The 23,141-nt window shown below is 63.9% G+C and carries 17 protein-coding genes; 11 read left to right on the top strand and 6 right to left on the bottom strand.

Annotated elements, in window-relative coordinates; genetic code table 11:
* Window positions 1-6: 6 nt before the first annotated feature.
* Genes ACZYRS_RS12325 through metC form a run of 3 tightly spaced genes read right to left on the bottom strand, consistent with a single transcriptional unit; the run spans window position 7 to window position 2,612 of the window.
* Entirely contained in the window at window positions 7-777 is a 771-nt protein-coding gene (locus tag ACZYRS_RS12325; protein WP_463419496.1) for an amino acid ABC transporter ATP-binding protein, read from the bottom strand.
* On the bottom strand, window positions 774-1,424 hold the full coding sequence (locus tag ACZYRS_RS12320) for an amino acid ABC transporter permease (protein WP_198787323.1): 651 nt from the start codon (window positions 1,422-1,424) through the stop codon (window positions 774-776). Before ACZYRS_RS12320 ends, ACZYRS_RS12325 begins: the two co-directional genes overlap by 4 nt.
* A gap of 21 nt (window positions 1,425-1,445) precedes the next feature.
* The gene (metC, locus tag ACZYRS_RS12315; RefSeq protein WP_463419495.1) at window positions 1,446-2,612 is read right to left on the bottom strand and encodes a cystathionine beta-lyase; all 1,167 of its coding nucleotides are present in this window, start codon (window positions 2,610-2,612) and stop codon (window positions 1,446-1,448) included.
* A gap of 112 nt (window positions 2,613-2,724) precedes the next feature.
* On the opposite strand from metC, the gene ACZYRS_RS12310 reads away from it, so the two are divergent.
* The 9 genes from ACZYRS_RS12310 (at window position 2,725) to ACZYRS_RS12270 (ending at window position 14,470) form a co-directional block, all read left to right on the top strand.
* The gene (locus ACZYRS_RS12310; protein ID WP_093442858.1) at window positions 2,725-3,678 is read left to right on the top strand and encodes a LysR substrate-binding domain-containing protein; all 954 of its coding nucleotides are present in this window, start codon (window positions 2,725-2,727) and stop codon (window positions 3,676-3,678) included.
* A gap of 118 nt (window positions 3,679-3,796) precedes the next feature.
* A complete protein-coding gene (locus tag ACZYRS_RS12305; RefSeq protein ID WP_463419494.1) occupies window positions 3,797-4,663 on the top strand; it encodes a transporter substrate-binding domain-containing protein in 867 nt (288 codons plus the stop codon).
* An 11-nt stretch (window positions 4,664-4,674) separates the two neighbouring features.
* Window positions 4,675-5,508 carry a transporter substrate-binding domain-containing protein gene (locus tag ACZYRS_RS12300; RefSeq protein ID WP_463419493.1) on the top strand — a complete coding sequence of 278 codons (834 nt, stop codon included), beginning with the start codon at window positions 4,675-4,677 and terminating at the stop codon, window positions 5,506-5,508.
* Window positions 5,505-6,551, top strand: coding sequence for a succinylglutamate desuccinylase/aspartoacylase family protein (locus tag ACZYRS_RS12295; protein WP_463419492.1), 1,047 nt, complete (start codon window positions 5,505-5,507; stop codon window positions 6,549-6,551). Before ACZYRS_RS12300 ends, ACZYRS_RS12295 begins: the two co-directional genes overlap by 4 nt.
* A 256-nt stretch (window positions 6,552-6,807) precedes the next feature.
* Window positions 6,808-8,775: a sensor histidine kinase gene (locus ACZYRS_RS12290; RefSeq protein ID WP_463419491.1), complete on the top strand. Its 1,968-nt coding sequence runs from the start codon at window positions 6,808-6,810 to the stop codon at window positions 8,773-8,775.
* A gap of 18 nt (window positions 8,776-8,793) precedes the next feature.
* Complete coding sequence (locus ACZYRS_RS12285) at window positions 8,794-9,537, top strand: response regulator transcription factor (RefSeq protein WP_463419490.1); 744 nt, start codon at window positions 8,794-8,796, stop codon at window positions 9,535-9,537.
* A 184-nt stretch (window positions 9,538-9,721) separates the two neighbouring features.
* Window positions 9,722-12,778 carry an autotransporter outer membrane beta-barrel domain-containing protein gene (locus ACZYRS_RS12280; RefSeq protein WP_463419489.1) on the top strand — a complete coding sequence of 1,019 codons (3,057 nt, stop codon included), beginning with the start codon at window positions 9,722-9,724 and terminating at the stop codon, window positions 12,776-12,778.
* Complete coding sequence (locus ACZYRS_RS12275; protein WP_463419488.1) at window positions 12,775-13,215, top strand: hypothetical protein; 441 nt, start codon at window positions 12,775-12,777, stop codon at window positions 13,213-13,215. Before ACZYRS_RS12280 ends, ACZYRS_RS12275 begins: the two co-directional genes overlap by 4 nt.
* A gap of 238 nt (window positions 13,216-13,453) precedes the next feature.
* A complete protein-coding gene (locus ACZYRS_RS12270) occupies window positions 13,454-14,470 on the top strand; it encodes an SLAC1 anion channel family protein (protein WP_463419487.1) in 1,017 nt (338 codons plus the stop codon).
* A 33-nt stretch (window positions 14,471-14,503) separates the two neighbouring features.
* Here ACZYRS_RS12270 and ACZYRS_RS12265 read toward each other — a convergent pair whose 3' ends face one another.
* Together ACZYRS_RS12265 and ACZYRS_RS12260 are read right to left on the bottom strand one after the other, a co-directional pair.
* Entirely contained in the window at window positions 14,504-15,751 is a 1,248-nt protein-coding gene (locus tag ACZYRS_RS12265) for an NAD(P)/FAD-dependent oxidoreductase (protein ID WP_463419486.1), read from the bottom strand.
* Window positions 15,748-17,157, bottom strand: coding sequence for an amino acid permease (locus ACZYRS_RS12260; protein WP_463419485.1), 1,410 nt, complete (start codon window positions 17,155-17,157; stop codon window positions 15,748-15,750). Before ACZYRS_RS12260 ends, ACZYRS_RS12265 begins: the two co-directional genes overlap by 4 nt.
* A gap of 292 nt (window positions 17,158-17,449) precedes the next feature.
* On the opposite strand from ACZYRS_RS12260, the gene ACZYRS_RS12255 reads away from it, so the two are divergent.
* A complete protein-coding gene (locus ACZYRS_RS12255) occupies window positions 17,450-17,920 on the top strand; it encodes an Lrp/AsnC family transcriptional regulator (protein WP_463419484.1) in 471 nt (156 codons plus the stop codon).
* 23 nt (window positions 17,921-17,943) lie between these two features.
* Window positions 17,944-18,402 (top strand): SLAC1 family transporter, encoded by a 459-nt coding sequence (locus ACZYRS_RS12250; RefSeq protein ID WP_463422480.1) that lies wholly within the window; start codon window positions 17,944-17,946, stop codon window positions 18,400-18,402.
* Window positions 18,403-18,536: 134 nt separating this feature from the next.
* Here the strand turns inward: ACZYRS_RS12250 and ACZYRS_RS12245 are convergent, their stop codons facing one another.
* On the bottom strand, window positions 18,537-23,090 hold the full coding sequence (locus ACZYRS_RS12245) for an AAA family ATPase (protein ID WP_463419483.1): 4,554 nt from the start codon (window positions 23,088-23,090) through the stop codon (window positions 18,537-18,539).
* Window positions 23,091-23,141: the final 51 nt, after the last annotated feature.

Genomic DNA, 23,141 nt, shown 5'->3' with positions numbered 1-23,141 from the left:
CCCCCCTCAATCCTGTATCAGCCCCAGGAAGTCCCTCGACCGCTGGCTCGCGGCGGCACCGAAGAAGTGATCGGGCGCCGCGTCTTCCACGATCACGCCGCCTTCCATGAAGATGATGCGGTCCGCCGCGTCCTTGGCGAAGCGCGTCTCGTGCGTCACCACGAGCATCGTCATGCCCTTGTCGGCGAGATCGCGCATCACCTTGAGCACCTCGCCGCGCAGCTCGGGGTCCAGCGCCGAGGTGGGCTCGTCGAACAGGATCACCTCGGGGTTCATGGCGAGCGCGCGCGCAATCGCCACGCGCTGCTTCTGCCCGCCCGACAGGCGCCCCGGGTACTCGTTCGCCTTCTCCAGCAGCCCGACCTGGCCGAGCAGCTCGCGCCCGCGCGGCAGCGCCTCGGCCTTGCGGATGCCCTGCACCGAGACCATGCCCTCGATCACGTTGTCCAGCGCGGTCATGTGCGCGAAGAGGTTGAACGACTGGAACACCATCGCGGTCTTCTTGCGGATCTCGCGCATCTTGCGGCGCGTCTCGCCCGAGGGCCTGGGCCCCGCATCGGCGATCTCGATGCCGCACATGCGGATGCTGCCGCGGTCGGGCATCTCCAGGAAGTTGAGCGAGCGGATCAGCGTCGTCTTGCCCGAGCCCGAGGGCCCCATGATGACCACCACTTCGCCGCGCGCGACCGAGAAGTCGATGTGCCTGAGCACCTGGTTGGCGCCGAAGCTCTTGGCAAGTCCGCGAACCTGCACCGGGGGGTTGAGCGAATCGTTCATGCGTAGCGCTTGGAGAGTCGGTTTTCGAGCCAGGTCTGCAGGATGGTGAGGATCTGGTTGATGAACCAGTAGATGGCCCCGACGATGAGGAACATCTCCATGTACCGGAAGGTCGTGGCGCCCATCTGCTCGGCCACGCGCGTGAGCTCCACCACGGTGACGGTCGAGGCGAGCGAGGTGTCCTTCATGAGGCCGATGAGGCGGCTCCCCACCGGCGGCAGCGCGATGCGAAAGGCCTGCGGCAGCACGATGCGCACCAGCGTCTTCCAGTAGCCCATGCCCATGGCCCAGGCGGCCTCCCACTGGCCCTTGTCCACCGCCATGATCCCGGAGCGGAAGTTCTCGCTCAGGTAGGCCGCGGCGAAGAGGCTGAGCGCGAGCAGCGCCGAGGGAATGGGCGGAATCACGATGCCCCAGGTCGGCAGGCCGAAGTAGATCAAGAGGATCTGGATCAGCAGCGGCGTGCCGCGAAACACCGACACGTACGAGAACGCGAACCAGCGCAGCGGCCGGAACGGCGAGATGCGCGCCAGCGCGATCAGAAGGCCCAGCACGCAGCCGAAGAAGAACGCCGAGAACCCGAGGCCCAGCGTGACCAGCACGGCCTTCTCGAGCAAGGGCAGCGCCCTCAGAAACAGATCCATCATCGTGGGACTCCTTGGGGTTCGTCAGCGCGCGGACGCTGCGGTGCCGTGCGCGCTGTAGCCGGCAAGCGCCGCCTTCAGATCGGCGATCAGATCGTCCGTGTCTTCCAGCCCGATCGACAGGCGCACCACTGGCTGGTCGGTGGCCGGGAACACGCGGTCGGCCTGCAGCGCCGCAGGGTAGTACGCGGCCAGGCTGTGCACGCCGCCCCAGCTCGCGCCGATGACGAAGTGCCGCAGCGCATCGAAGAAGCCGTGGAACGCGCCTTCGGGCGCGGGCTTGAGCACCAGCGAAAAGAGGCACCCGTTGGTGCGGAAGTCGCGCTTCCACAGCGCGTGGCCCGGGTCCGATTCGAGTGGTGGGTACAAGAGGCGCTCGACGGCCGGCTGCGCCTGCAGCCATTGCGCGATGTGCAGCGTCGAGGCGCTCTGCGCGGCCAGCCGCACCTTGAGCGTCTCCAGCCCGCGCAGCACCAGGAAGCAGTCGTCGGGGCTCACCTGCTGACCCAGGATGCTCTGCGTTTCGCGCAGCACCTCGTAGTGCGCGTGGTCGTTCGTGCTGATGCTGCCCATCAGGAGGTCGGAGTGCCCGCCCATGAACTTGGTCGCCGCCTCGATGCTGAAATCCACCCCGTTCGCGAGCGGCTGGAACCCGAGCGGGCTCGCCCAGGTGTTGTCCATCATCGTGAGCACGCCGTGGCGCCGGGCCACCGCCGCGATGGCGGGCGTGTCCTGCATCTCCATGGTCACGGTGCCGGGCGATTCCATGCAGATCATTCGCGTGTTCGATCGGATGAGCGCCTCGATCTCCGCGCCGATGGCCGGCGGGTAGAACTCCACGTCGACGTTCATCGCGGCGAGCCATTTCTGCGCGAAGGTCTTGAGCGCCCCGTAGCAGGCGGCCGACACCAAAAGGTGCTCGCCGCCCCGCACGAAGCCCATCACCGTGGTCATGAGCGCGGACTGCCCCGAGGGCGTGACCACGCAGTGCCGCCCACCCTCGAGCTCGGCGATCTTGCGCTCGAGCCCGCGCGCCGTGGGCGTGCCGGTGATGCCGTAGCTGAAGCCGTCGGGCTGGCGGCTCTTGCGGTTCACGAAGTCGGCGAAGGTGTCGAACACCACCGTGGAGCCGCGCATCACCGGGGGCGAAAGGCTCTCGAACGCCACATTAGTTGGGTCTATAGATTGCATTTATGCTATTCGTTCAGGTTAGGCGGTCCGCGACCGGTGCCATGGAAGTATTCGCCTTCCGCCCTATCGGCTCAACAGGCTGCAAGAGTCGCTCAATAAGCAGAGGTTATGGATGGAAAAACGCGACATCGAGGTGTTCCGCGCGGTCATGCGCGCCGGCACGACCAGCCAGGCGGCCAACCTGCTGGGGGTGTCGCAGCCCGCGGTGAGCCAGTCGCTGCGCAAGTTCGAGACCGCCTGCGAACTGCGCCTGTTCGAGCGGGTGCGCGGGCGCCTGGTGCCCACGCAGGAGGCGCTCGCGCTCATGGTCGAGGTGGACCGCTACTTCACCGGCCTGGAGATGATCGAGCACCGCATCCGCAGCTTGAAGTCCTTCGGCCTGGGGCGGCTGGCCATCGGCTCGCTGCCCGCGCTGGGCACCGGCTTCATGCCGCGCGCGATCGCTGCGTTCGGGCTGCACGAGCGGCAGATCCAGCTGTCGTTCCAGGTCATGAGCTCGCGCGAGGTCTACCAGCAGGTGTCGGCCGGCCAGCTGGACTTCGGGCTCATGGCCGAGGAGCTGTCGGTCACGGGCCTGGAGCACTCGCCGTTCGCCGCGGTGTGCGGCGTCATCGTGATGAACGCGAAGCACCCGCTCGCGCGCAAGAAGATCCTGGACGCGGACGACTTGGCGAGCCACCCCTTCATCGCGCTCAACCCCGAAGACGTGGGCCGCCGCGCGCTCGACCAGGCGCTGGCCGAAGAAGGCAAGACCTTGCGCCCGGTGATCGAGACGCCCTACTCCATCTCGGTGTGCGAATTCGCGCTGCAGGGCGTGGGCATGGGCATGGCGCATCCGGTGATGGCGCTGGACTACATCTCGCGCGGCCTGCTGCTCAAGCCGATGGTGTTCGACATTCCGGCCACGTCGCTCCTGGTCTTTCGGCCCGGCATGCCGCTGTCGGACAACGCCAAGGAGCTGCTGCGCGTGATGCGCATCCAGCTGGATGCGGACTTGAAGCGCGTGCGCGAGGTGCTGGGCCGCTCGGCCGTGTCTTCGGTGAAGCGGGCACCTAAAAGGGGATAGTGGTTTCCCTCATTGGTGCATAAGCTCAGGTTATTGAGCAACTACCGGCGCCCGATTGTGGCGGGCGGATGACGCCGACAAGATCGCGCTCATTCACACCTTCTTGCAGGACAGCGCCATGAACCGAACCCCTCTTCGCCGAACCCCTCTTCGCCGAACACTGCTGTGCAGCCTGATGGGCGCTTGCGCATCGCTCGCACTCCTCGGCTCCGCCGCCTGGGCCCAGCAGCCGCGCGACCTCTTGGCCGCCGCGCGCAGCAGCGGCGTGATCCGCATCGCCAACACGCAGGCCAGCCCGCCCTGGAGCATGCTGGACGACAAGAACCAGCCCGCCGGCTACGACGTCGAAGTGGCCAAGGAAGTGGCCCGGCGCATCGGCGTGGCGAAGGTCGAGTTCGTGGCCGACCTCTTCAAGAACTTCGTCGAGGGACTGAAGGCCGGCAAGTACGACCTCGTGATGAACGACCTCACGCCGACCGTGGAGCGCGAGAAGCAGGTGGACTTCAGCGCGGCCTACGGGCTGGAGGACTTCCGCATCTTCGTTCGCACCGCCAACAACGACATCAAGGACCGCCCCGACCTCAAGGGCAAGCGCATCGGCGTGACTGCGGGCACGAGCAACGAATCGTGGTCGCGCGCGAACCTCGCCGATTCGGAGATCGTCACCTACGACAACGGCGGCCTCGTGTTCAACGACATCGCCATCGGCCGCATCGATGCGGTCATCAGTTCGCACTTCGGCGGCATGAAGTACGCGACCGTGAACAAGCTGCCGATCAAGGAAGTCGGCCCCATCCTCACCTACCAGCTGTCGGCCGCGGCCATGGCCAAGAACCAGCCCGCGCTGCGCGAGGCGGTGAGCAAGGCCGTGCGGGACATGCGCGCGGACGGCACCATCGACCGCCTCTCCACACGCTGGCTCGGCGTGAGCTACCAGATGACGGTGGAGATCGCGAAGGCCGAGAAGCAGGCGGAAAAACAATGAAGCGCCAAGCCATGAAGCGCCGCCTTCTCTTTCGCACGGCAGGCGCGATCGCGCTCGCCGCCGCCGGCCTCTGCGGCGCATCGCTCGCCACCGCGCAAGCGGACGACTCGCTCTCGCGCCTGCAGAAAGCCGGCGTCGTCAAGGTCGCCAACACGCAGGAGAGCCCGCCCTGGAGCTACCTCGGCGCGGACAACCTGCCCACGGGCTACGACGTGGCCGTGGCGCGCGAGATCTTCCGCCGCCTGGGCGTTGCGAAGGTCGAATTCGTCGCGGACAAGTTCAAGCACTTCATCGACGGCGTGAACGCGAAGAAGTACGACGTGGTCGTCAACAGCCTCGCGCGCACCAGCGAGCGCGCCAAGGTGGTCGACTTCACCGTGCCCTACACGGTGCAGGACTTTCGCCTCTGGGTGCACGAGCGCAACACCGACATCCAGGACGCGGCCACCCTCAAGGGCAAGACCGTGGGCGTGAGCGCGGGCACCACCAACGAGATGTGGGCGCGCAACAACCTGCCCTCCTCCGAGATCAAGGCCTACGACGGTGGCGGTTTCGTCTTCAACGACCTGGTGAACGGGCGCATCGACAGCATCGTGGACTCGTACTTCAACGGCTACAAGATGAAGACCGTCAACAAGCTGCCGATCAAATCGGTCGGCGAACCCGTGGTGTATTCGCTCGGCGCGGCCGTGGTGCCCAAGAACTCGCCCGCGCTGCTCGCGGCCATGGACAAGGCCATCGGCGACATGATCGCGGACGGCACGCTGCAAAAGCTCGCCGACCAGTACGTCGCGCCCGGCTACGACATGGTGGGCAACATGAAGAAGGGCTCGGCCTGGAAATGAGCGCGGCAACGACAACGACAACGACAACGACAACAGCGGCCAACCCCATCCAGTGCGACATCGACCTCGATGCCGACGGCAAGCACATCGGGTTCCTGCGCCTGCCGCACTCCGTGCACCGCTCAGCCTACGGGTGGCTGCCGATTCCCATCGCATCGATTCGCAACGGCGAAGGCCCCGTGGTGCTGGTGTCCGCGGGCACGCACGGCGACGAGTACGAGGGGCAGATCATCGTCTCGCGCCTCATCCGCGAGATCGACCCCGCGATGGTGAAAGGCCAGCTCATCCTCATGCCGATGGCCAACGCGCCCGCGGCCGAGGCGGGCCTTCGCACCTCGCCGCTGGACGACGGCAACCTCAACCGCCTGTACCCCGGCAACCCGCAGGGCACGCCCTCGCAGGTCATTGCGCACTACATCGAGCACACGCTGCTCGCACGTGCGCAGTACATGATCGACCTGCACTCGGGCGGCACCTCGCTCGTGTACGACGGCGCCAACATGATGGGCCTGGAGCCGCGCGATGCCGAAGAGGAAGCGCGCGTCACGGGCCTTTTGAAAGCCTTCGGCCTGCCGCGCGCCTTTCTCTACCAGCCCAACCCGGTGAACGTGACGGCGGCCGCGCGGCGGCAAGGCGCCATCTGCTTTCTCACCGAGCTGGGGGGCGGCGGCGGCGTGGATGGGGCGCTCGTCGAGCAGGGCCGCCACGGCCTCTTGCACCTGCTGGGCTACATCGGCCTGCTGCACGGCGCGCTGGTACCGGCCGCGCCGCCGGCGACCGCGCGTCTCATGCAGATCGACCGCAAGCTGCACTACGTGTACGCGATGGACGACGGCGTGCACGAGCCGCTGGTGGGCCTGGGCGCGGTGGTGCGCAAGGGCGATCCCGCCGCGCTGGTGCACTTTCCGGCGCACCCGAAGCGCGAACCCGAGACGGTGTACTTCCCGGGCGACGGCGAAGTGATCTGCAAGCGCGCGATCGCGATGGTCAAGCGCGGCGACTGCATCTTCCAGTTGGCGAGCGAGCGCCGGGCGAAGGTCTGACCGAGGCGCCCCCCTGGGGCGCCTTGTGATGTCCCCGCGCCGTGACGCGGCCTGCAGCATCCGGCGTTGAGTGTGAGAATCCGGCGGCCCCTCAGCCCCGAACGGAGACGCCTCCATCCCGAACCTCGCACCTCCTCGCCTTGCGCACCGGTTTCTCTTCTGCCTGCTGGCCGCATTTCTTTTCTGCCTGTCCTGCACCGCATCGGCCCAATCGGTTGATGCGCTCGAATCGGTCGAAGCGACCGAGGCCGATGGCGTGGCGCAGCCCTTCGGCTTCGGGCAGGCGATCGCGGTGCTTCGCACACCTGCGAATTCACTGGCCACCAGCGAGGTGCTGTCGGGCCGTCGGGACGCCGGGTTCATCGAGCCCGACTCGCCGAACCTCAAGTGCAACGACGGCACCGTGTGCTGGGTCCGCTTCACGCTGCAGCGCAGTGCGCAGGCACCGGCCCACTGGTGGCTGCGCGCGAGGGCCGTGCGGCCCGGCGCCGTGGCGCTGTACGCGGCCGGTGCGAACAAGACGAACGAAACCAACGCGCTGCTGCCCCGCGAGCTCCCGCTGAACTGGCGCTTCGTCAGCTCGGACCTGTTCTTTCCCGTGCAGCTCACGCAGCAACCCGCGACCTACTACATGCGCCTGGAAGACACGTTCGGCGTCGACGGTTTCTCGCTGCTGCAGGACGGCGGCTTGGAGCGCCAGCAGCGGCAGCTGAGCACGTACCTGAACATCAGCGCCGGCGCCACCTTCGCGCTGCTGGTGCTCAACCTGATCTTCTGGCGGTGGCTGCGCGACCGGCTCTTTCTGTACTTCGCGCTCGTCATGCTCTCGGCCGTGCTGCTGCACGCCTGGCAGATCGCGCCCTCGATGTGGGAGCCCGAGCGCGTGGGCGACCTGGCGCTTCGGGGCGCGATGCAGTCGCTGTTCCAGGCGACCACCGCGCTCTTCGTCTCGCGCATGTTCGAGTTCAGGCGCTACCTTCCCATGGCGGCGCGAATGGTGGGCGTGTTCGTCGCGTTGAACGTGGTGACGGGCGTCATTTCGCTGGCGGGCCATCACGAAGCGATCGAGTACCTCACCGCGGTGCTGGAACTCTCGGCGCTCGCGGGCACCATCGCCGCGGCCGGCTGGCTGCTGTTCGTCAAGCGGCAGTGGCAGTTCACCTGGCCCGCGGCGCTGATGCTGCTGCTCGCGGTGGCCAGCCTCGTCGGTCGGCTGCGCTGGCTCGGCGTGCTCGATGCGGGGCCCGACGAAGGCCTCGGGCCGACGTGGATCGTCGTGCGCCTGACCTACATGCTGCTGCTGGCCATCATCGTTGCCGACCGCACCCGGCGCGCGGAGCTGCATGTGCGCAGCGCCCGGCGCCGCGAGCTGGACGAGGCGCAGCGCGCGGAGCGCGTGCTCGAAGAGAAGGTGCTGCAGCGCACCTCCGAGCTCGCGCGCAGCAACGCGCTCCTGGCCGAAGAGATCGACCGCCGCCGCCGCGCGGAGGCCGGCCTGGAGGCCGCGCTCAGCTCCGAGCGCAGCGCCATGCAGCAGCAGCGCCAGTTCGTCTCGCTGGTGTCGCACGAATTCCGCACGCCGCTCGCGGTCATCGATGCGGCGGCGCAGTCCATCGCGCTGCCGGGCGTCGCGGTGGAGCCGCGCATCGTCAAGATCCGGCGCGCCGTGCAGCGCCTCACGCTGCTGGTGGTCAATTGCCTCGCCGAAGACCGCCTGCATGCCGACCGCATGCTGCCCAGGACCGAGACGGTCGATCTCAAGGCCATCGTCGAGGCGCTGGCCTCGCCCTTCGCGCCGCTGGACCAGGCGCGCATCCGCATCCAGTTGCCCGCCGCCGGCAGCTGGGTGCATGCGGACCCCGCACTGCTGGAAATCGCACTTCACAACCTTGTTCAAAATGCCATCAAGTACTCCCCGCCCGAGAGCCCCGTGGACATCCGGCTCACCGACCACGAGGGCGCCGCGCGCATCGACGTGGAAGACCGCGGCGGCGGCATTCCCGCCGGCGAGCAAGGCCGGATCTTCGAGCGCTTCTTTCGCGGCGCGGGCTCCCGCATCGCGAGCGGCACCGGGCTCGGGCTCTTTCTCGGCGCCGAGATCGCGCATGCGCACGGCGGCTCGCTCACGCTCGTGCGCTCGGGCATCGAGGGCTCGCTCTTTCGCTTCGGGATGCCCGTTGCATCGGGTGCATCGGATGCGTCGAGTGCCCCCCTTGCATCCTGACGCCGCAAGGCGCATCGCATGAGGATGATCGACGCATCGACGCCCCTTCGCGTCTACCTCGTGGAAGACGACGACGACCTGCGCGAAGACATGGCCCTGCTGCTGGGCAGCGCCGGCTTCGAGGTGCTGGGGCTGGCCGATGCGCCCGCGTTCTACAAGGCCCACGCGCTCGCGCCCTGCGAGGTCGTGGTGCTCGACATCGGGCTCGATGGCGAAGACGGCCTCTCGCTCGCGTCGCAACTGCGCGCCTCGGGCTCGATCGGCATCGTGATGGCGTCGGCCCGCGGCGCTGTCGAAGACCGCATCGCGGCACTGCGCCAGGGCGCCGACGTGTACATGGTCAAGCCCGTGCACGTCGATGAACTGAGCGCAACGATCCGCATGCTCGGCAGCCGCGTGCGCTCGGCCATGCAGCCGGCCAATGCATCGGCGCCCACCCTGCCCTCACTGCCCTCCTCGCCCGCCCTGCCCTCTGGCGCCGGATGGCGATTGACCGAAGGCGACTGGATGCTGTGCGACCCCGAGGGCAAGACGCTCAAGCTCACCAGCAACGAGCGCGGTTTTCTCGCCGTGCTGATGCGCTCGCACGGCGGCGTGGTGAGCCGCAACGACCTGCTCGCGGGCCTGGAAGGCGAAGCCGGCGCCCTGGACCCCAAGCGGCTCGACGTGATCGCCAGCCGCCTGCGCCGCAAGAGCGAGCAGGCCGGCATGCGCCTGCCGCTGCATGTGGTGCGCGGCGCGGGCTACCAGTTCGCCGCGTAGCGCGCGCGCAGGCGAAAAGGCGAGCACGCACGGCGCGCACGGCGCGCGTGCCGCTGCAATTCTCTGCAACTTAGTGAAAGGAACGAGCGTTGACCCCACCCCCCTGATCCCTGACAGTCGCTCCCGCGCCAAACGTTAAATATTGTTTCTTAGGCGCCTTCACAAAACAACGAGGAGCGAGAGCTTGAACAGGACATACAGGTCGGTGTGGAACGAAACGCTGGGCGCATGGGTCGCCGCATCGGAGCTGGCGTCGGGGCGGGTGAAGAGCTCGGCCCGCGCCACGCGGCATGCGGCCATTCGCCTCGCGCCGCACGCCGCGGCGGCGGTGCTGGCCCTGGCCATCGCGCCATCGGCGCTGGCCGCCGCCTACACCGCATCGAACGAAGCAGAGCTGGCCACCGCCATCGCGTCCGCGAATGCGGACGGCGATCCGTCGTCCACCATCACCCTCACCAGCAACATCACCATCGCCGCACCCGGCGCGGTGCCCTCCGCCACCAAGGCGCTGACGATCAGCCCCGGCGCCTTCATGCTGGCCACGGCCGGCAACGGCAGCATCGATGCAGCGGCCGGCGCGACGGTGACCGTCGACGGCCGCATCACGGGCACCGGCCAGTTCAACAAGAACGGCGCGGGCACGCTGGTCTTGACGGGCACGGGCAGCAGCTACACCAACCGCATGGTGATCGGGGCCGGCGCGGTGCGCGTGCAGGGCGGCGGACAGATCACCTTCGGCAATGCCGTCGGTAACACAGGGCTGGAGGTGAGCGGCAACAACGCGAGCGTCACCATCACCGGCGCGGGCTCGTTGATGGATGCGCGCGACGGCGCATCCAGGGTGGGCTCCGTGGCCGGCAGTTCGCTGACCGTGGAGAGCGGCGGCCAGTTCCGCACGAGCAACGCGCTCATGCTCGGCGATACAGCGGGCACGACGGGACGACTGAGGGTCGACGGTGCGGGCTCCCTGGTCTCGATCAACGGACTGTCGATATTCCGCGGAACGGGTTTCATCGACGTCACGGCCGGAGGCAAGATCGACAGCGGCTCGTTCGCCATCGGCGGCATCGGCACGATTTCGGCGGGAGGCACCGGTGCGGTGACGGTGACCGGCCCCGGCTCACGGCTCGATACCGGCACAGCGAACCTGCACGACGGCTCCCTTGCGATTCTCGATGGCGGCGTGGTGGCCACCGCGTACACGCGCATCGGCACCACCGCAGGCCAAACGGCCTCGACCGTCATCTCGGGCGTGGGCTCGCAACTGGTGTCCAGCTCCTCCAGCGCAGGCGTCGATTTCGAGATCGCGCGGGCCGGCGACGCCTCGCTCCAGCTGGCCAACGGCGGCACGGCTTCCGCGCGCGCGGGCGTCGGCACCGTGAAGATCGCCAGCGCGGCCGCGGCCCGCGGCACCCTGAGCATCGGCGGCGCGCTGGGCCAGGCGGCCCAGGCGCCGGGCGTGCTCGAAGCGGCATCGGTCACGCTCAGCACCGGCGCGGCCACCATCGACTTCAACCACACCGACGGCAACTACCGCTTCGCCGTGCCGATCCTCGGAGGCTCCGCCGCCGCCGTGGTGAGCCAGAGCGGCCCCGGCACCACGGTGCTCAGCGGCGCCAACAGCTACGCGGGCACCACGCGCGTGGCGGCCGGCACCTTGCGCGCGGGCGCGGCCGGCACGCTGAGCGCCGCCTCGGCCTACACCGTGGCCGCGGCCGGCACGCTCGACCTGGCCGGCTTCAGCCACACGCTCGCCTCGGTGGACAACGCGGGCACCGTGTCGCTCGTGGGCGCCGCACCGGGCACCACGCTCACCGTGAAAGGCGCGTGGGTCGGCAACGGCGGCACGCTGCGCCTGGGCACTGCGCTGGGCAACAGCGCGAGCCCCACGGACCGATTGGTGCTCGACGGCGCAGGCGCCATCGCCAGCGGCAACACGCAAGTGCGCATCGCCAACCTCGGCGGGCTCGGGGCGCTCACCACAGGCAACGGCATCGAAGTGGTGAGCGCGATCAACGGCGCGACCACCACCGCGCAGACGACCAAGGACGCCTTCAGCCTCGCAGGCGGCCATGTCGATGCGGGCGCCTTCGAATACCGCCTGCATGCGGCCGATGCCGGCGGCGCGGGCGAGAGCTGGTACCTGCGCTCGGCCGTTGTGGTCGCGCCGCCGGTCGATCCGGGCACGCCGCCCGCGGACCCCGGCACGCCAGACGCCCCCAGCAATCCACCGGGTGGTGCCGCACCGGCGCCTGCGCCCATCGTCATCCCGACCTACCGCACCGAAGTGCCGCTGTTCGCCGCGCTGCCCGCGCAGTTGCGCCAGGCTTCTCTTTCGATGCTCGGCAGCCTGCACCAACGCATCGGCGACGACGACGTGAAGGGCCCGGCCGCGGCCTCCGAGGGGACCGCCCGCCGCGCCTGGGCGCGCGTGCTCTCCACCGACATCGACATCCAGCAAGGCGGCACCGTGTCGCCGACCAGCAAGGGGCGCCTCACGGGCTTCCAGGCCGGCACCGATTTGCTGGCCACGCCGAACTGGCGCGCGGGCCTGTACGTCGGCCAGCTCGACGGCGACGCCACGGTCAACGGTTTCGCGAGCGGCGTGAGCAACCTGCGCACGGGCCGCAACGACCTGCACAACGAATACGTCGGCGTGTACGGCACCTTCACCGGCGACAACGGTTTCTATGCCGATGCCGTCGTGCAGTCGGGCCGCCACCGCTACACCGTGCAGACGAACATCGGCACCGGTGCCGAAGGCAAGGGCAACAGCCTGCTGGGCTCCATCGAAGTGGGCCAGTCCTTTCCGTTGGGCGGCAGCGGCTGGCGCATCGAGCCGCAGTTGCAGCTGATTCACCAGCACCTGGACCTGGGCAACTCGGTGATCCTGGGCGCCGTGGTGCAACCGCAGGCCGACAGCGGCTGGATCGCGCGCGCCGGCGTGCGCGTGAAGGGCGAGATCGACACCGCCATGGGCGCGTTGCAGCCGTACGGCCGCTTCAACGTCTACAAGACATCGAGCGGCACCGACATCGCGCGCTTCGTGAACGGCGCGACCACCACCGACATCGCGGCGCCCACCGGCGGCACGAGCACCGAACTCGCGGGCGGCTTCACGCTGGCGCTCGGCCCCACGACCAGCCTCTACGGCGAGGTCGGCAAGCTGTGGTCGTCGGGCGGCGATGCGAAGGTCAAGAGCGCGATCAACGGCTCCCTCGGTGTGCGCGTGAAGTGGTGAGCACGGGCGCCCGACAAGCGCACGGTGAGGACGAGGCAAGAGGCGCCCAGGAGGCGCAGGCCTTCGCGCGCCGGCACAGCGCCTCGTTCATCTCGCCCTACGCCGTCCGGCTCGAAGGCGACGGCATCACGCTGCGCGATCGCATGCAGGTGAGCCAGGCCATGCTCGTGATGCTGGAGCAGGGCCTGGGCGGGCCGGACCATGTCATCGCCTGCTTTCGTGCGTGGCAAAAGCAGCGCGAGAGCGGCTTCGACTGGATGAACAAGATCGAGCGCGACAACGCGCGCACCTGGCAACAGGCCTTCGATCATTCGGCGGGCGTGGCCGCGGGCATGCTGTCGCGGCCCGGCGCGGTGCGGTTCATCTTCGAGTTGCGGATTGCGCAGGATGCGATGACCAGCCTGTGGCGCGTGGGCGGCGACACGGCGCAGGGCTGAGGGCCGGGCTGCGCCTGCGATGGCTTGACCTTTTTCCAAGCCTGATCTGCTCGGCCGATTTCGATTTGTTCGCGTTGTCGCAGTTGAACTGCGACAACTCAGACAAAACGAAATCGCCGAGGCCACGTGGAGCGGAAAAAAGCGGGGACCACCGCGCACGTCAGACAACACCTGAATTTGGCAGGAATCGCCGCCCCACGGCACTGACGGCCGGCCCTCGTGGGCCCGAGACTGCGCCATGACAAATTCCGCTACCTCTGCCCTCGCCGCGGCGGGCACTCGCCCTGCCTCCGGCGCTTCGATCAAGAACCTCCCCGTCAACCTCTTCGCCGCGGTCATGGGCCTCTCGGGCCTTTCGATGGGCTGGCGCTTTGCGCACACCGAGTTCGGCGTGCCGCGCGTCGTGTCGGATGCGATCGGCCTCTTCGCCACCTTCGTGTTCGTCGTGCTGCTCGTGGGCTATGGCGCCAAGCTGCTGCGGCACCCGGCGGCCGTGAAGGCGGAGTTCCATCACCCGATTGCCGGCAACTTCTTCGGCACCATCGCCATTGCGCTGCTGCTGCAATCGGCTGTGCTCGGCACCACCTGCGACAGCGCGCTGGGCCACGCGCTGAGCCAGGCCATGTGGATCGCCGGCACCGTCGCCACGCTGCTGCTGGCCGCATACGTGGTCTCGCGCCTTCTGGGCGGCAACTGCCACCCCGCGCACGCGGTGCCTGCGTGGATCATTCCGGGCGTCGCCGCGCTGGACATTCCCGTGACCGGCAGCCACATGCCCATGGCCTGGGCCGGCGAGGTGCTGCTGCTGTCGGCGGCGGTGGGCTCGGTGCTGGCGCTCGTGCTGTTCACGATGATCGTCACGCGGCTGATCCAGCACGAGCCGCTCGCGCCGGCGATGACGCCCTCGCTGCTGATTCTTGTCGCGCCCTTCGAGGTCGGGTTCACGGCGTATGTGAACCTCACGGGGCGGGTGGACCTGTTCGCGGGGCTGCTGTTTTACTTCGGGCTGTTCTTGTTCGTGGTGCTGGCGCCGAAGGTGTTCAGGCGGAGCGTGCCGTTTGGGGCGGGGTGGTGGGCTATTAGCTTTCCGCTGGCTGCGATGGTGAATGCGGCTTTGAAATATGCGGCAGTGCGGGGCATGCTGCCGTTGCAGTTGATGGCCGGCGGAATGCTGGTGCTTCTGACCGCCGGCCTCGTCGTGCTGACGTTGCGCACGCTGCGCATCGTGTTCAACGGCCGGTTGCTCACGGCCTGAGCCCAAGGCCTGAGCAGCCCACCATGCAGCGCGTCAACTGAACCGGCTCGGCCGAAACGGGCGAGGATCGGCAAAGGGCGTGGCCCCGGTCATCAATTCCGCCAGCAGCCGCCCGCTGCCCGGCCCCAGGGTCAGCCCGTGGTGGTTGTGCCCGAACGAAAACCACAGCCCGACATGCCGGGGCGCAGGACCGATGACCGGTCGCATGTCCGGCGTGCACGGGCGCATTCCGAGCCACGGGGTCTTGTCCACGCGATCGCCCAATCCGAAGATCGGGCGGGCCTTTCGCTCCGCGCGCTCCAGCTGCATCGGCGTTGGAGGCAGCCCGCGCCGCGCGATTTCCACGCCCGTGCTCAGGCGCAGGCCCCGGTCCATCGGCGCGATGGCAAAGCCCTCTTCGGCGTCGATGACGGGCACCTTCAGCACGGGCTGATGCGCTGCGCTTGCATAGTGCATGTGGTACCCGCGCTTGGGCATCAGCGGGATGCGATAGCCCAGCTTGCGATACACCCTGTCGGACCACGGCCCGAGCGCGAGCACGGCGGCCGGCGCGGTGCAGAGGCCACGTTCCGTTTGAACGCACCACCCGCCTTCGCGACGTTCGAGCGTCATGGCGTCGCCACGCGCGATGCTGCCGCCGCCTTGCCGAAAGAGCCGTGCGTACCCCTTGGTCAATGCGCCGGGGTCGCTGACCGTCTTGGGGTCGAGCCAATGAATCGCGCCCACGTAGCCATCGCCGAGCGCCGGTTCGGCGGCGCGCAACGCAGCGGCGTCCAGGATGCGCATGGCCAGCTTGTGCTTGAAAGCGAGGTCGGCCGCAACGCGCGCTTCGCGAGCGAAGATCGCTTGCGTGCTGTATGCCTGGAGCCACCCGCTCGGGCGCACCAGATGCCTCAGGCCGGCGCGGTCGATGAGCATGTCGTGCTCCCTCACGCTCGTGGTGATCAACGGCAACAGGTCGCGGCCCGCGCTGGCCAGCCGCTCGGGCGCGGACTCCCACCAGTACCGCGCGAGCCATGGTGCGAATCGGAGCAGCGAGACGAAGTCGTAGCGCATGCTCGTCGATGCGTTGCGGGCGTAGCGCAGCACGGTGCCCACGTCGCGCGGAAAGCCAAACGGCACGACCGATGCGCTCTGGATCAGCCCCGCGTTGCCGAAGCTGGTCTCCTCCCCCGGACCGCGCCGGTCGACCAGCACCACCCGCATGCCGCGGTCTTGCAGATGCAGCGCGGAACACACGCCCACGATGCCCGCGCCCAGCACGATGACGTCGGTGCTCATGGCGCTGCGGTCTTCTTGCGGGCATCGCGGGTCGTCGGCTCGCCCGCGCGCAGCGCCGAAGCGCCCAGCCCGAACGCCTTGTAGACCACACCCAGAAAAACGATGCCCACGACGCCCGCGATGAGCGAGGCGCGGCTGTGAACATCGATGGCCATCGTGCAGGCCAGGAACGCGAGAAACGCCAATGCGATCCACGAGCTCAGCGGCCAGGCCAGCATCGGGAACGCGGCCGCGGGCTGCAGGCGCCGCCGGCGCAGCACGCGAAAGCGATAGTGCGCGGCAAGGATCGTGGCCCACGTCCAGATCACGGCGAACGACACCAGCGCCATGAGCCAGTCGAAGATCGACTCGGGCGCGAGGTAGTTGAGCACCACGCCGATGAAGAGGCACGCGAGCGACAGCAGCACGCTTCGCACCGGCACGCCGTTGGCGGCGGTGCGCGCCATCGCGGCCGGTGCCTGCTTTTGCAGCGCGAGCCCATGCAGCAGGCGGCTGCCGCCGAAGATGGTGCAGTTGAAGCTCGAGAGCGCCGCGGTGATCACCACGAAGTTGATGAGCCCCGCCGCTTCGCGGATGCCCAGCCGCTCGAAGGTCATGACGAAGGGGCTGCCTTGCGTGCCGATCTGGTTCCACGGATAGATCGCGAGCATCACCGTGAGCGAGCCCACGTAGAAGATCAGGATGCGCCACAGCACCGAGTTGATGGCACCGGGAAGAACGCGCTTCGGATCGCTGACCTCGCCGGCCGTGAGCCCGATCATCTCGATGCCCCCGAAGGCGTAGATCACGGTGGGCAACGCCATGAGCGTGCCGGAGATTCCGTGCGGAAACCAGCCGCCATGGACCCAGAGGTTCGAGAGACCGATGGGCGCGCCCCCATTGCCCCAGCCGGTCGTGATCATCAGCACCCCTGCCGCGATGAACAGGAGCATGGCGGCGACCTTGATCAACGCGAACCAGAACTCCAGCTCGCCGTACAGCTTGACGGTGGTCGCGTTCAGCGCGCCGATGGAGACCACCGCGGCGAGCGCCCAGACCCACTGGGGCACACCGGGAAACCAGAGCTTCATGTAGATGGCCACCGCCGTGGTTTCGGCGATGCCGGCGCCGATGCACAGCACCCAGTAGTTCCAGCCCGCCAGAAAGCCCGCGAACGGCCCGAGGTACTGCGACGCGTAGGTGCTGAACGAGCCGGACACCGGCTGCTCGACCGCCATTTCGCCGAGCGCACGCATGATGAGAAAAACCACGCCGCCTGCCACCAGGTACGCGAGCAACACCGAAGGGCCCGCGATGCGGATCGCCTTGGCCGAGCCCAGGAACAGCCCCACGCCGATGGCCGCGCCCAGCGCGATGAACCGGACCTGTCGTGCATTGAGCACGCGCTTCAATTGAATTTCCTGCATGGCCTGCCTTGCTCTTCTTGTTGAGTCGGATGGGCCGGGTTGTCAGCACCTGCGCGGACACGCCTCGGTGCAGAAATTCTCTTGAACTATGGCCGTGAGCTTTTTCCTGAATCGGCACGCGGGCACGGTGTTTCGGGAATGCTTTTTCGAATGCGGCCGTGAAAATAAAAAAACGTTCCGTGCATGCGAAGTGCACGGCCATCGCCCGCCTTTCTTGCGCTCTTCCTCCCCTCCTCTCTTGCTCTCTTGCTCGCTTGCTCTGTCTCTCACCCTCCCGCTCAGGACGCCTTCCATGACCACGCTTGCGCTTTCTCCCCTCGACCGGCAACTGCTCGCCTACCTGCAGGAAGACCCGCGCATGTCGCTGGCCACCTTGGCGGAAAAGGCCAACAGCTCGATCTCGCCGTGCTGGCGCCGGGTCAAGCGCATGGAGGAGGCGGGCCTCATTCGCGGCTACCGCATGGAGCTGGACCGCCGCGCGCTGGGCCTGGGCATCGACGGCTACCTGTTCGTGAAGATCGACTCGCACCACGAAACGGAAGCGCTCGAATTCGAGCGCGCGCTGGCGCCGATCGAGCAAGTGCTGTCGTGCCAGGTCCTGTCGGGGCAGGAGGACTATTTGCTGCGGGTGGTGGAGCGCGACCTCGACTCGTTTGCGCTGTTCATGCGCCAGGTGATTGCGCGGCTGCCGCATGTGCGTGAGGTGCGCAGCACGTTGATCATGCAGACGGTGAAGGAGTCGGGGCGGTTGCCGCTGCTGTGAGGTGAGCCGGGGCGGCGAGGTTGGTGCTGCTGCTGTCGGCGGCGGTGGGCTCGGTGCTGGCGCTCGTGCTGTTCACGATGATCGTCACGCGGCTGATCCAGCACAAGCCGCTCGCGCCGGCGATGACGCCCTCGCTGCTGATTCTTGTCGCGCCCTTCGAGGTGGGGTTCACGGCGTATGTGAACCTCACGGGGCGGGTGGATCTGTTCGCGGGGCTGCTGTTCTACTTCGGGCTGTTCTTGTTCGTGGTGCTGGCGCCGAAGGTGTTCAAGCGGAGCGTGCCGTTCGGGGCGGGGTGGTGGGCTATTAGCTTTCCGCTGGCTGCGATGGTGAATGCGGGGTTGAAGTACGCGAGTGTGCGGGGGGCGGTGCCGTTGAAGGTGGTGGCTGGGGGGATGTTGGTGGTGCTGACTGCAACGATGTTTGTGTTGGCGGTTCGGACGGTGCGGGTGCTTTTTAATGGGCGATTGCTAACCAATTGAGCGATCGCGGCTTGATTACCTTGGCGTATTTGAATATGGCGAAGAGGAAATCAGTGACGCAACATCGGAGTCGTGGAGAAACCTCGAGCCGCAGAGGCATTCATCGAAATACGCTTGTTCTCCGGCTGTCGATTTCATGGTCTTTCAGCAGCCTTAAGCCAATCATTCATGCCGCTAACACCCAGCGCAAGCAGTTCATCTTGCAACGTGACCACGCGCTGCAACATTGCACCGCTATCTGACTCCTCCTGTTCTTCAGCCTGCGCGAAAAGACGCGTTAGAAGCTGCATGAAGTTGTTTTCGTGATCGTACATATAAGGTTTTGTACGACGAACAAAATCCAGATAAATCTCTATGGCCTCCAGCGCGTATGCCGAATCTCGAAGCGAAACGGCATTTACCCAAGCGTCAAAACCATAGATGGTTGCCTTGGCCTCCAGCAAACCAAAACAACGTCGCAATAATTCGATAGGTGCAATAATTACCGGCGCTTTTTCTTGCAATAAGGTACAAAATCTGTGCGCGATCGGTACGGCGTGCTCTCCAGCATTTAACCCAAATCTAAGGCCCGAAACACACTGCTCCTCGTTCTGCTGGAAATTACCCGAGTGCGTCCAAACGTTCGCTGCACCGCGCCAGGCTTGCGCATCTTCTAATGCTTCTAGCTGTGAAATAAAGTCCGAAAAATCCAGCTTCTGCGAAAGTGCCGCCAAAGCAGAAATACGCCCCCAAATCTCAAGATCCTTACCAGTGCCTTCCCGACAAAGGCGTGCTAGCCAAGGGGCAACAATCTCAAATTGCTGGTGATAGGCATAGTACAAGCAGTGCTCCGCCGCCGGCCATAGCCCGACCGCATTCACACGCATGGCACGTTCAAACAATTCCCAGCCAAATTCAGGATGATGGCTTTGCAAATATGGCAACCGCCTTAACAACAAAGCACGAATAGCAGGATTTTCATCTTCTGCAAATAAACGTAGCGCATCTTGCAACGAATGAGGCCAATGCGCGGCATTTTTTTCCATCTGATTTGCCACGATCATTAGCGCCTCCGCCGCATTGCCACGCGCCATGTTGATGCCAATAGTAATTAAATCAACAGAGTCCCCAGAGATGGTGCTTTCTTCTTGCAAAATCGAGAAATCAGTGGCCAATGAGACCACTCGGCTCGCGGTTTGAACGCTCATCATCGCGTGCGCGCAACCTTGTATGGCTTTAGATGCAGCTCGGTTATGACGCCAATGCTCGGGATGTTTTTCTAGTTCATCAAGAATTATTTGCACCAAATCTTCCGCGTCTGGATTTTCTTGGGCAGACCAATTATTACTTGGCTGCGTATTTCCGTAGCGATACGCAAGATATGAACTAGCACCTTCGAGAATGTCATCGCGAAATCGATCTGAAATTTCCTTCCAGTTCGTCGACAGGATTTTGACAAAACGATTGGGGCACCGCGAAGCCGCTTCACTCAGTTGGACACCAATCTCCCTCTCGCCACCCAACCCAAAATCATCAAAAGAATTTCTTTTATAGTCCTTGTAATGGTTTAACAAACGAAGTACACCTTTGTCACTTATGCCCATAAAAACATCAAAGGAAAATGGCGCAGCGATAATTCCGCCCCGGATTCCAATGCTTGGTCGACGAACCAACGGCCATGTCGTTTTTTCGCATTCATTCAAAACAGCCTGCGTTTCGTAAGAACGCAAAAAATGCGGAATCGCAATAAAAAACTGTGCCTGCTCGTTAAGAGCCAAAATTCGTTGCTCCGGATCAATTTTGGATTCATGGCGAAGAGCTAAGATTGTTGACTGCACAGCGTCTTGTGCTGCAGCATCAAGATAAAAAAATCCCGCTCCGATCAACGTTCCAAGTTCATACGATAGCTGGGATTCTAGTAAATCCTTGTCGCATAGCATCCGAGAAATCAAATCAAGGTTGGTGGTTGGCGACGCGGTGCATGCGAGGATCGAAAAATAGCGCAGTGCACCTTCCGCACTAAAGCAAAGACGCTCGCAATTTGATTTCCACCAAACAGATTGAATTTTCGCGTGATGCACTACAGCAGCTTCGATTGCATCTAGCAAAATGCGTTCGCTGTTCAAATGCCGGATATCGGTCTGACTATGCGCGTCTTCGTGAGAGGTTTGAGACAAAAAACCAACCCAGTAGTTTGTGCCCTCTTCGTATCGGCGTTTTTTTATTCGACTCCATTCCTCAATCGACGTGACGGCCAATTCAAGCAATGCTTCTGATTGCCGCATTCGATCTGAAAGGAAATTCTCATTTTTGTCACCAAATTCATGCGGTTGGCAATGCAATTTATCGTCTAAGCTATAGCCAAGAACATCAGCCTCTACAACCCCACCGGCGATGTAGCGCCACAATTCATCATCATCCACAGAACCATCGCTCACACACCTAGCAAGCGCATGTCCAAGAAAGCTGTGCTTCTGTCGCGGGAGCTCGAGTAACTTCAAAAGCAAGGGGACGCATAACTCAGAGTACTCGGCGCTAATTTGCGTAATTGCATATGCCATCGATCCAGCTAACTGAACTTTCTCGACCTCAACCATTTCCAATATTTCGAGCCAAAATTCAAGCACCCCCGCAGGGTCGTCATTTTTCCACTGGGTTGATCGATGCGAATGTGCTATTAGGCTTTCTTTATCTGGGATGTCCTTCAGCATAGGCACCAAGTGCTTCATCCAGAAATAATGCCACTCTACGCGAACTGCTTGGGTGTAAATGACTTGGAAAATCTCTGGATGATGAACACGCAGATCGCGTATCAATATCCAATCCTCATCCTGAGGAATTTGCTCTGAAAAAGTCTCAGCAACAAGACGGCGGATATGAAAGGCATTGCCTCCGGTTAAGACTGTGCGCACCTGCCTTCTAAATTCACGGCGCTCGCCAGTCGCCAATTGCGTTACAAAGCTGCGTATTGTGGGGCGCACAAAAGGCACCGGTGGCAAAGATTGAATGAATACATGCAAACTAGCACCTTGGCGAATTGCGCCGCTGATCACGAGCACATCTAACAGGGTCTGATGTCCAAATGTCAGATTTCCATCTTGGGTTTCGTGCAATATCTTATTGCTGAGAAGCGCTCGTTTAATGTCTTGTGACGCCGAAAATCTTAGATGTGACACCGCCAGGCTACGCAGTCTTAGCATCTCGGATGCGATAGCCTCCAGCGCCTGCATCGCGAGATCGCCAAGCAAATTATTTTCCCTGACGATTTGAACAAGATATTGGTGCGCAAGAGCTTGGCTTGTCACTACATTAAAGCTACCTCCATGCTGAGCCAGCTCTACAAACAAAGCAAGTTCGCGGGGGTTGCGTATTAGCTCCCGCGTGGTTGCGTCGACTGCTTCAGAAGAAATTTTTAGTTTTTCGAGTAGCGGTGCAACTTCCAAATTCCAGTCAAGCGGCCGGCAAATTATTTTTTTGCCCCATTCGCGCTGAGCAATACGTCGCTCATAGTGAGAGTCAAAGTCCCGACAGGCAGTAATGACGGTGACGTTCGGAATTAATAAAAGTCGATCAATTTGAGCTAGAAAATATGTAAGTACACTATGCTCTCGGGCAATAGACAATACATCTAGCGAGTCAATCAGCACGACCACATGCGCGTACTCCGCCGCGCGGGCTGCCCTTTCTATCCATTGCTCCGGCAGGCCGAAGGCTTGACGATCCTGCGCAGAAGCAAGATCTGCGAATTCGCGTGATTGAATAAAAATCGGCAACAAATCGCTGCGCACTGTTGCGATTTTTTCCAGTGCCTCCTGCACACCGAGCATTACGCAGGTTTTGCCAGAACCCGGAGCTCCCGTGAGCAAAATGGAATCGCACTTGTCTTCAATAGCGCCTATAAGTTCATCGACTAGTGGGCTTTTTATCCGCTCGTCACCAATATCCCTTCGCCATGAGCGACCAATGGCAGATGTATTTTTGAATGCGGTACGAACCTCCGCGATATCCATAGACGGAGTCAACATCGAACCCACGTTGGCCAACAAGGATTTCATATCCTCTTTTGTAAGGCGGTGCTGGATTGCGGCGTGCGGACCCTTTTCGCTCAAACGCATTCCTAGGTTATCAAGGTTCACCCATAGAGCGTCATAGACTGCCGAATGATTACTGGCTAATTGACTCAGTCGTCCACGCAGCAACTCGGCCATGCGGTCCATTTCCGGACTAATTTCGAACGTTGTGCGCCGCAAAAATTCGTAGGTGGACAGATTTTTAGTGTGTTTGCCAATCAGCGTTTTTAGGTTCGCGTCCACCTCGCGATGCCCTTTGCTTAGATCGCTTTGGTATGTCGACTCGTCGCCAAAATTGACGCTGTACTCTCGAAGAGCGGATATCTCACCGAAAGCGCTGCGCGAATAAAATCGAACGCTAGCCAAGGGGTCATTCGCCAGCAGCTGACTCGCTTTCCCTAACTCACCGGCTAGATCTGCGATAGACCAAGCTTGATGTTTTGGGTGATTTTTTTTACATTGACAGCAAATTTTAGTGCCGTCGGATTTTCCGATAACCACATCGTCGACGGTCCATCTTACTGAATCGACCTCGATCCACTGGTAATTTGGATTGGATAAGACAGATAACGCCCACTCAAAAGCAATCAAAGTTTGATAGCCGTCCCCTCTATTGGACTGAATGCCTGCTTTACTCATTTATTTTTCGCCTTGTATGGCGGGCCTGGTAAATCATCAGTGCTCTCCCAT

It is taken from the genome of Variovorax sp. AC194, from assembly GCF_979257995.1.
Note: the sequence above shows the minus strand (reverse complement) of the source record. Positions and strands in the feature narration are given on the sequence as shown.

Coding starts and splice junctions, on each gene's coding strand:
- ACZYRS_RS12325 (WP_463419496.1), bottom strand. CDS start 777: ATGAACGATTCGCTCAACCCCCCGGTGCAGGTTCGCGGACTTGCCAAG.
- ACZYRS_RS12320 (WP_198787323.1), bottom strand. CDS start 1,424: ATGATGGATCTGTTTCTGAGGGCGCTGCCCTTGCTCGAGAAGGCCGTG.
- metC (WP_463419495.1), bottom strand. CDS start 2,612: ATGCAATCTATAGACCCAACTAATGTGGCGTTCGAGAGCCTTTCGCCC.
- ACZYRS_RS12310 (WP_093442858.1), top strand. CDS start 2,725: ATGGAAAAACGCGACATCGAGGTGTTCCGCGCGGTCATGCGCGCCGGC.
- ACZYRS_RS12305 (WP_463419494.1), top strand. CDS start 3,797: ATGAACCGAACCCCTCTTCGCCGAACCCCTCTTCGCCGAACACTGCTG.
- ACZYRS_RS12300 (WP_463419493.1), top strand. CDS start 4,675: ATGAAGCGCCGCCTTCTCTTTCGCACGGCAGGCGCGATCGCGCTCGCC.
- ACZYRS_RS12295 (WP_463419492.1), top strand. CDS start 5,505: ATGAGCGCGGCAACGACAACGACAACGACAACGACAACAGCGGCCAAC.
- ACZYRS_RS12285 (WP_463419490.1), top strand. CDS start 8,794: ATGAGGATGATCGACGCATCGACGCCCCTTCGCGTCTACCTCGTGGAA.
- ACZYRS_RS12270 (WP_463419487.1), top strand. CDS start 13,454: ATGACAAATTCCGCTACCTCTGCCCTCGCCGCGGCGGGCACTCGCCCT.
- ACZYRS_RS12265 (WP_463419486.1), bottom strand. CDS start 15,751: ATGAGCACCGACGTCATCGTGCTGGGCGCGGGCATCGTGGGCGTGTGT.
- ACZYRS_RS12260 (WP_463419485.1), bottom strand. CDS start 17,157: ATGCAGGAAATTCAATTGAAGCGCGTGCTCAATGCACGACAGGTCCGG.
- ACZYRS_RS12255 (WP_463419484.1), top strand. CDS start 17,450: ATGACCACGCTTGCGCTTTCTCCCCTCGACCGGCAACTGCTCGCCTAC.
- ACZYRS_RS12245 (WP_463419483.1), bottom strand. CDS start 23,090: ATGAGTAAAGCAGGCATTCAGTCCAATAGAGGGGACGGCTATCAAACT.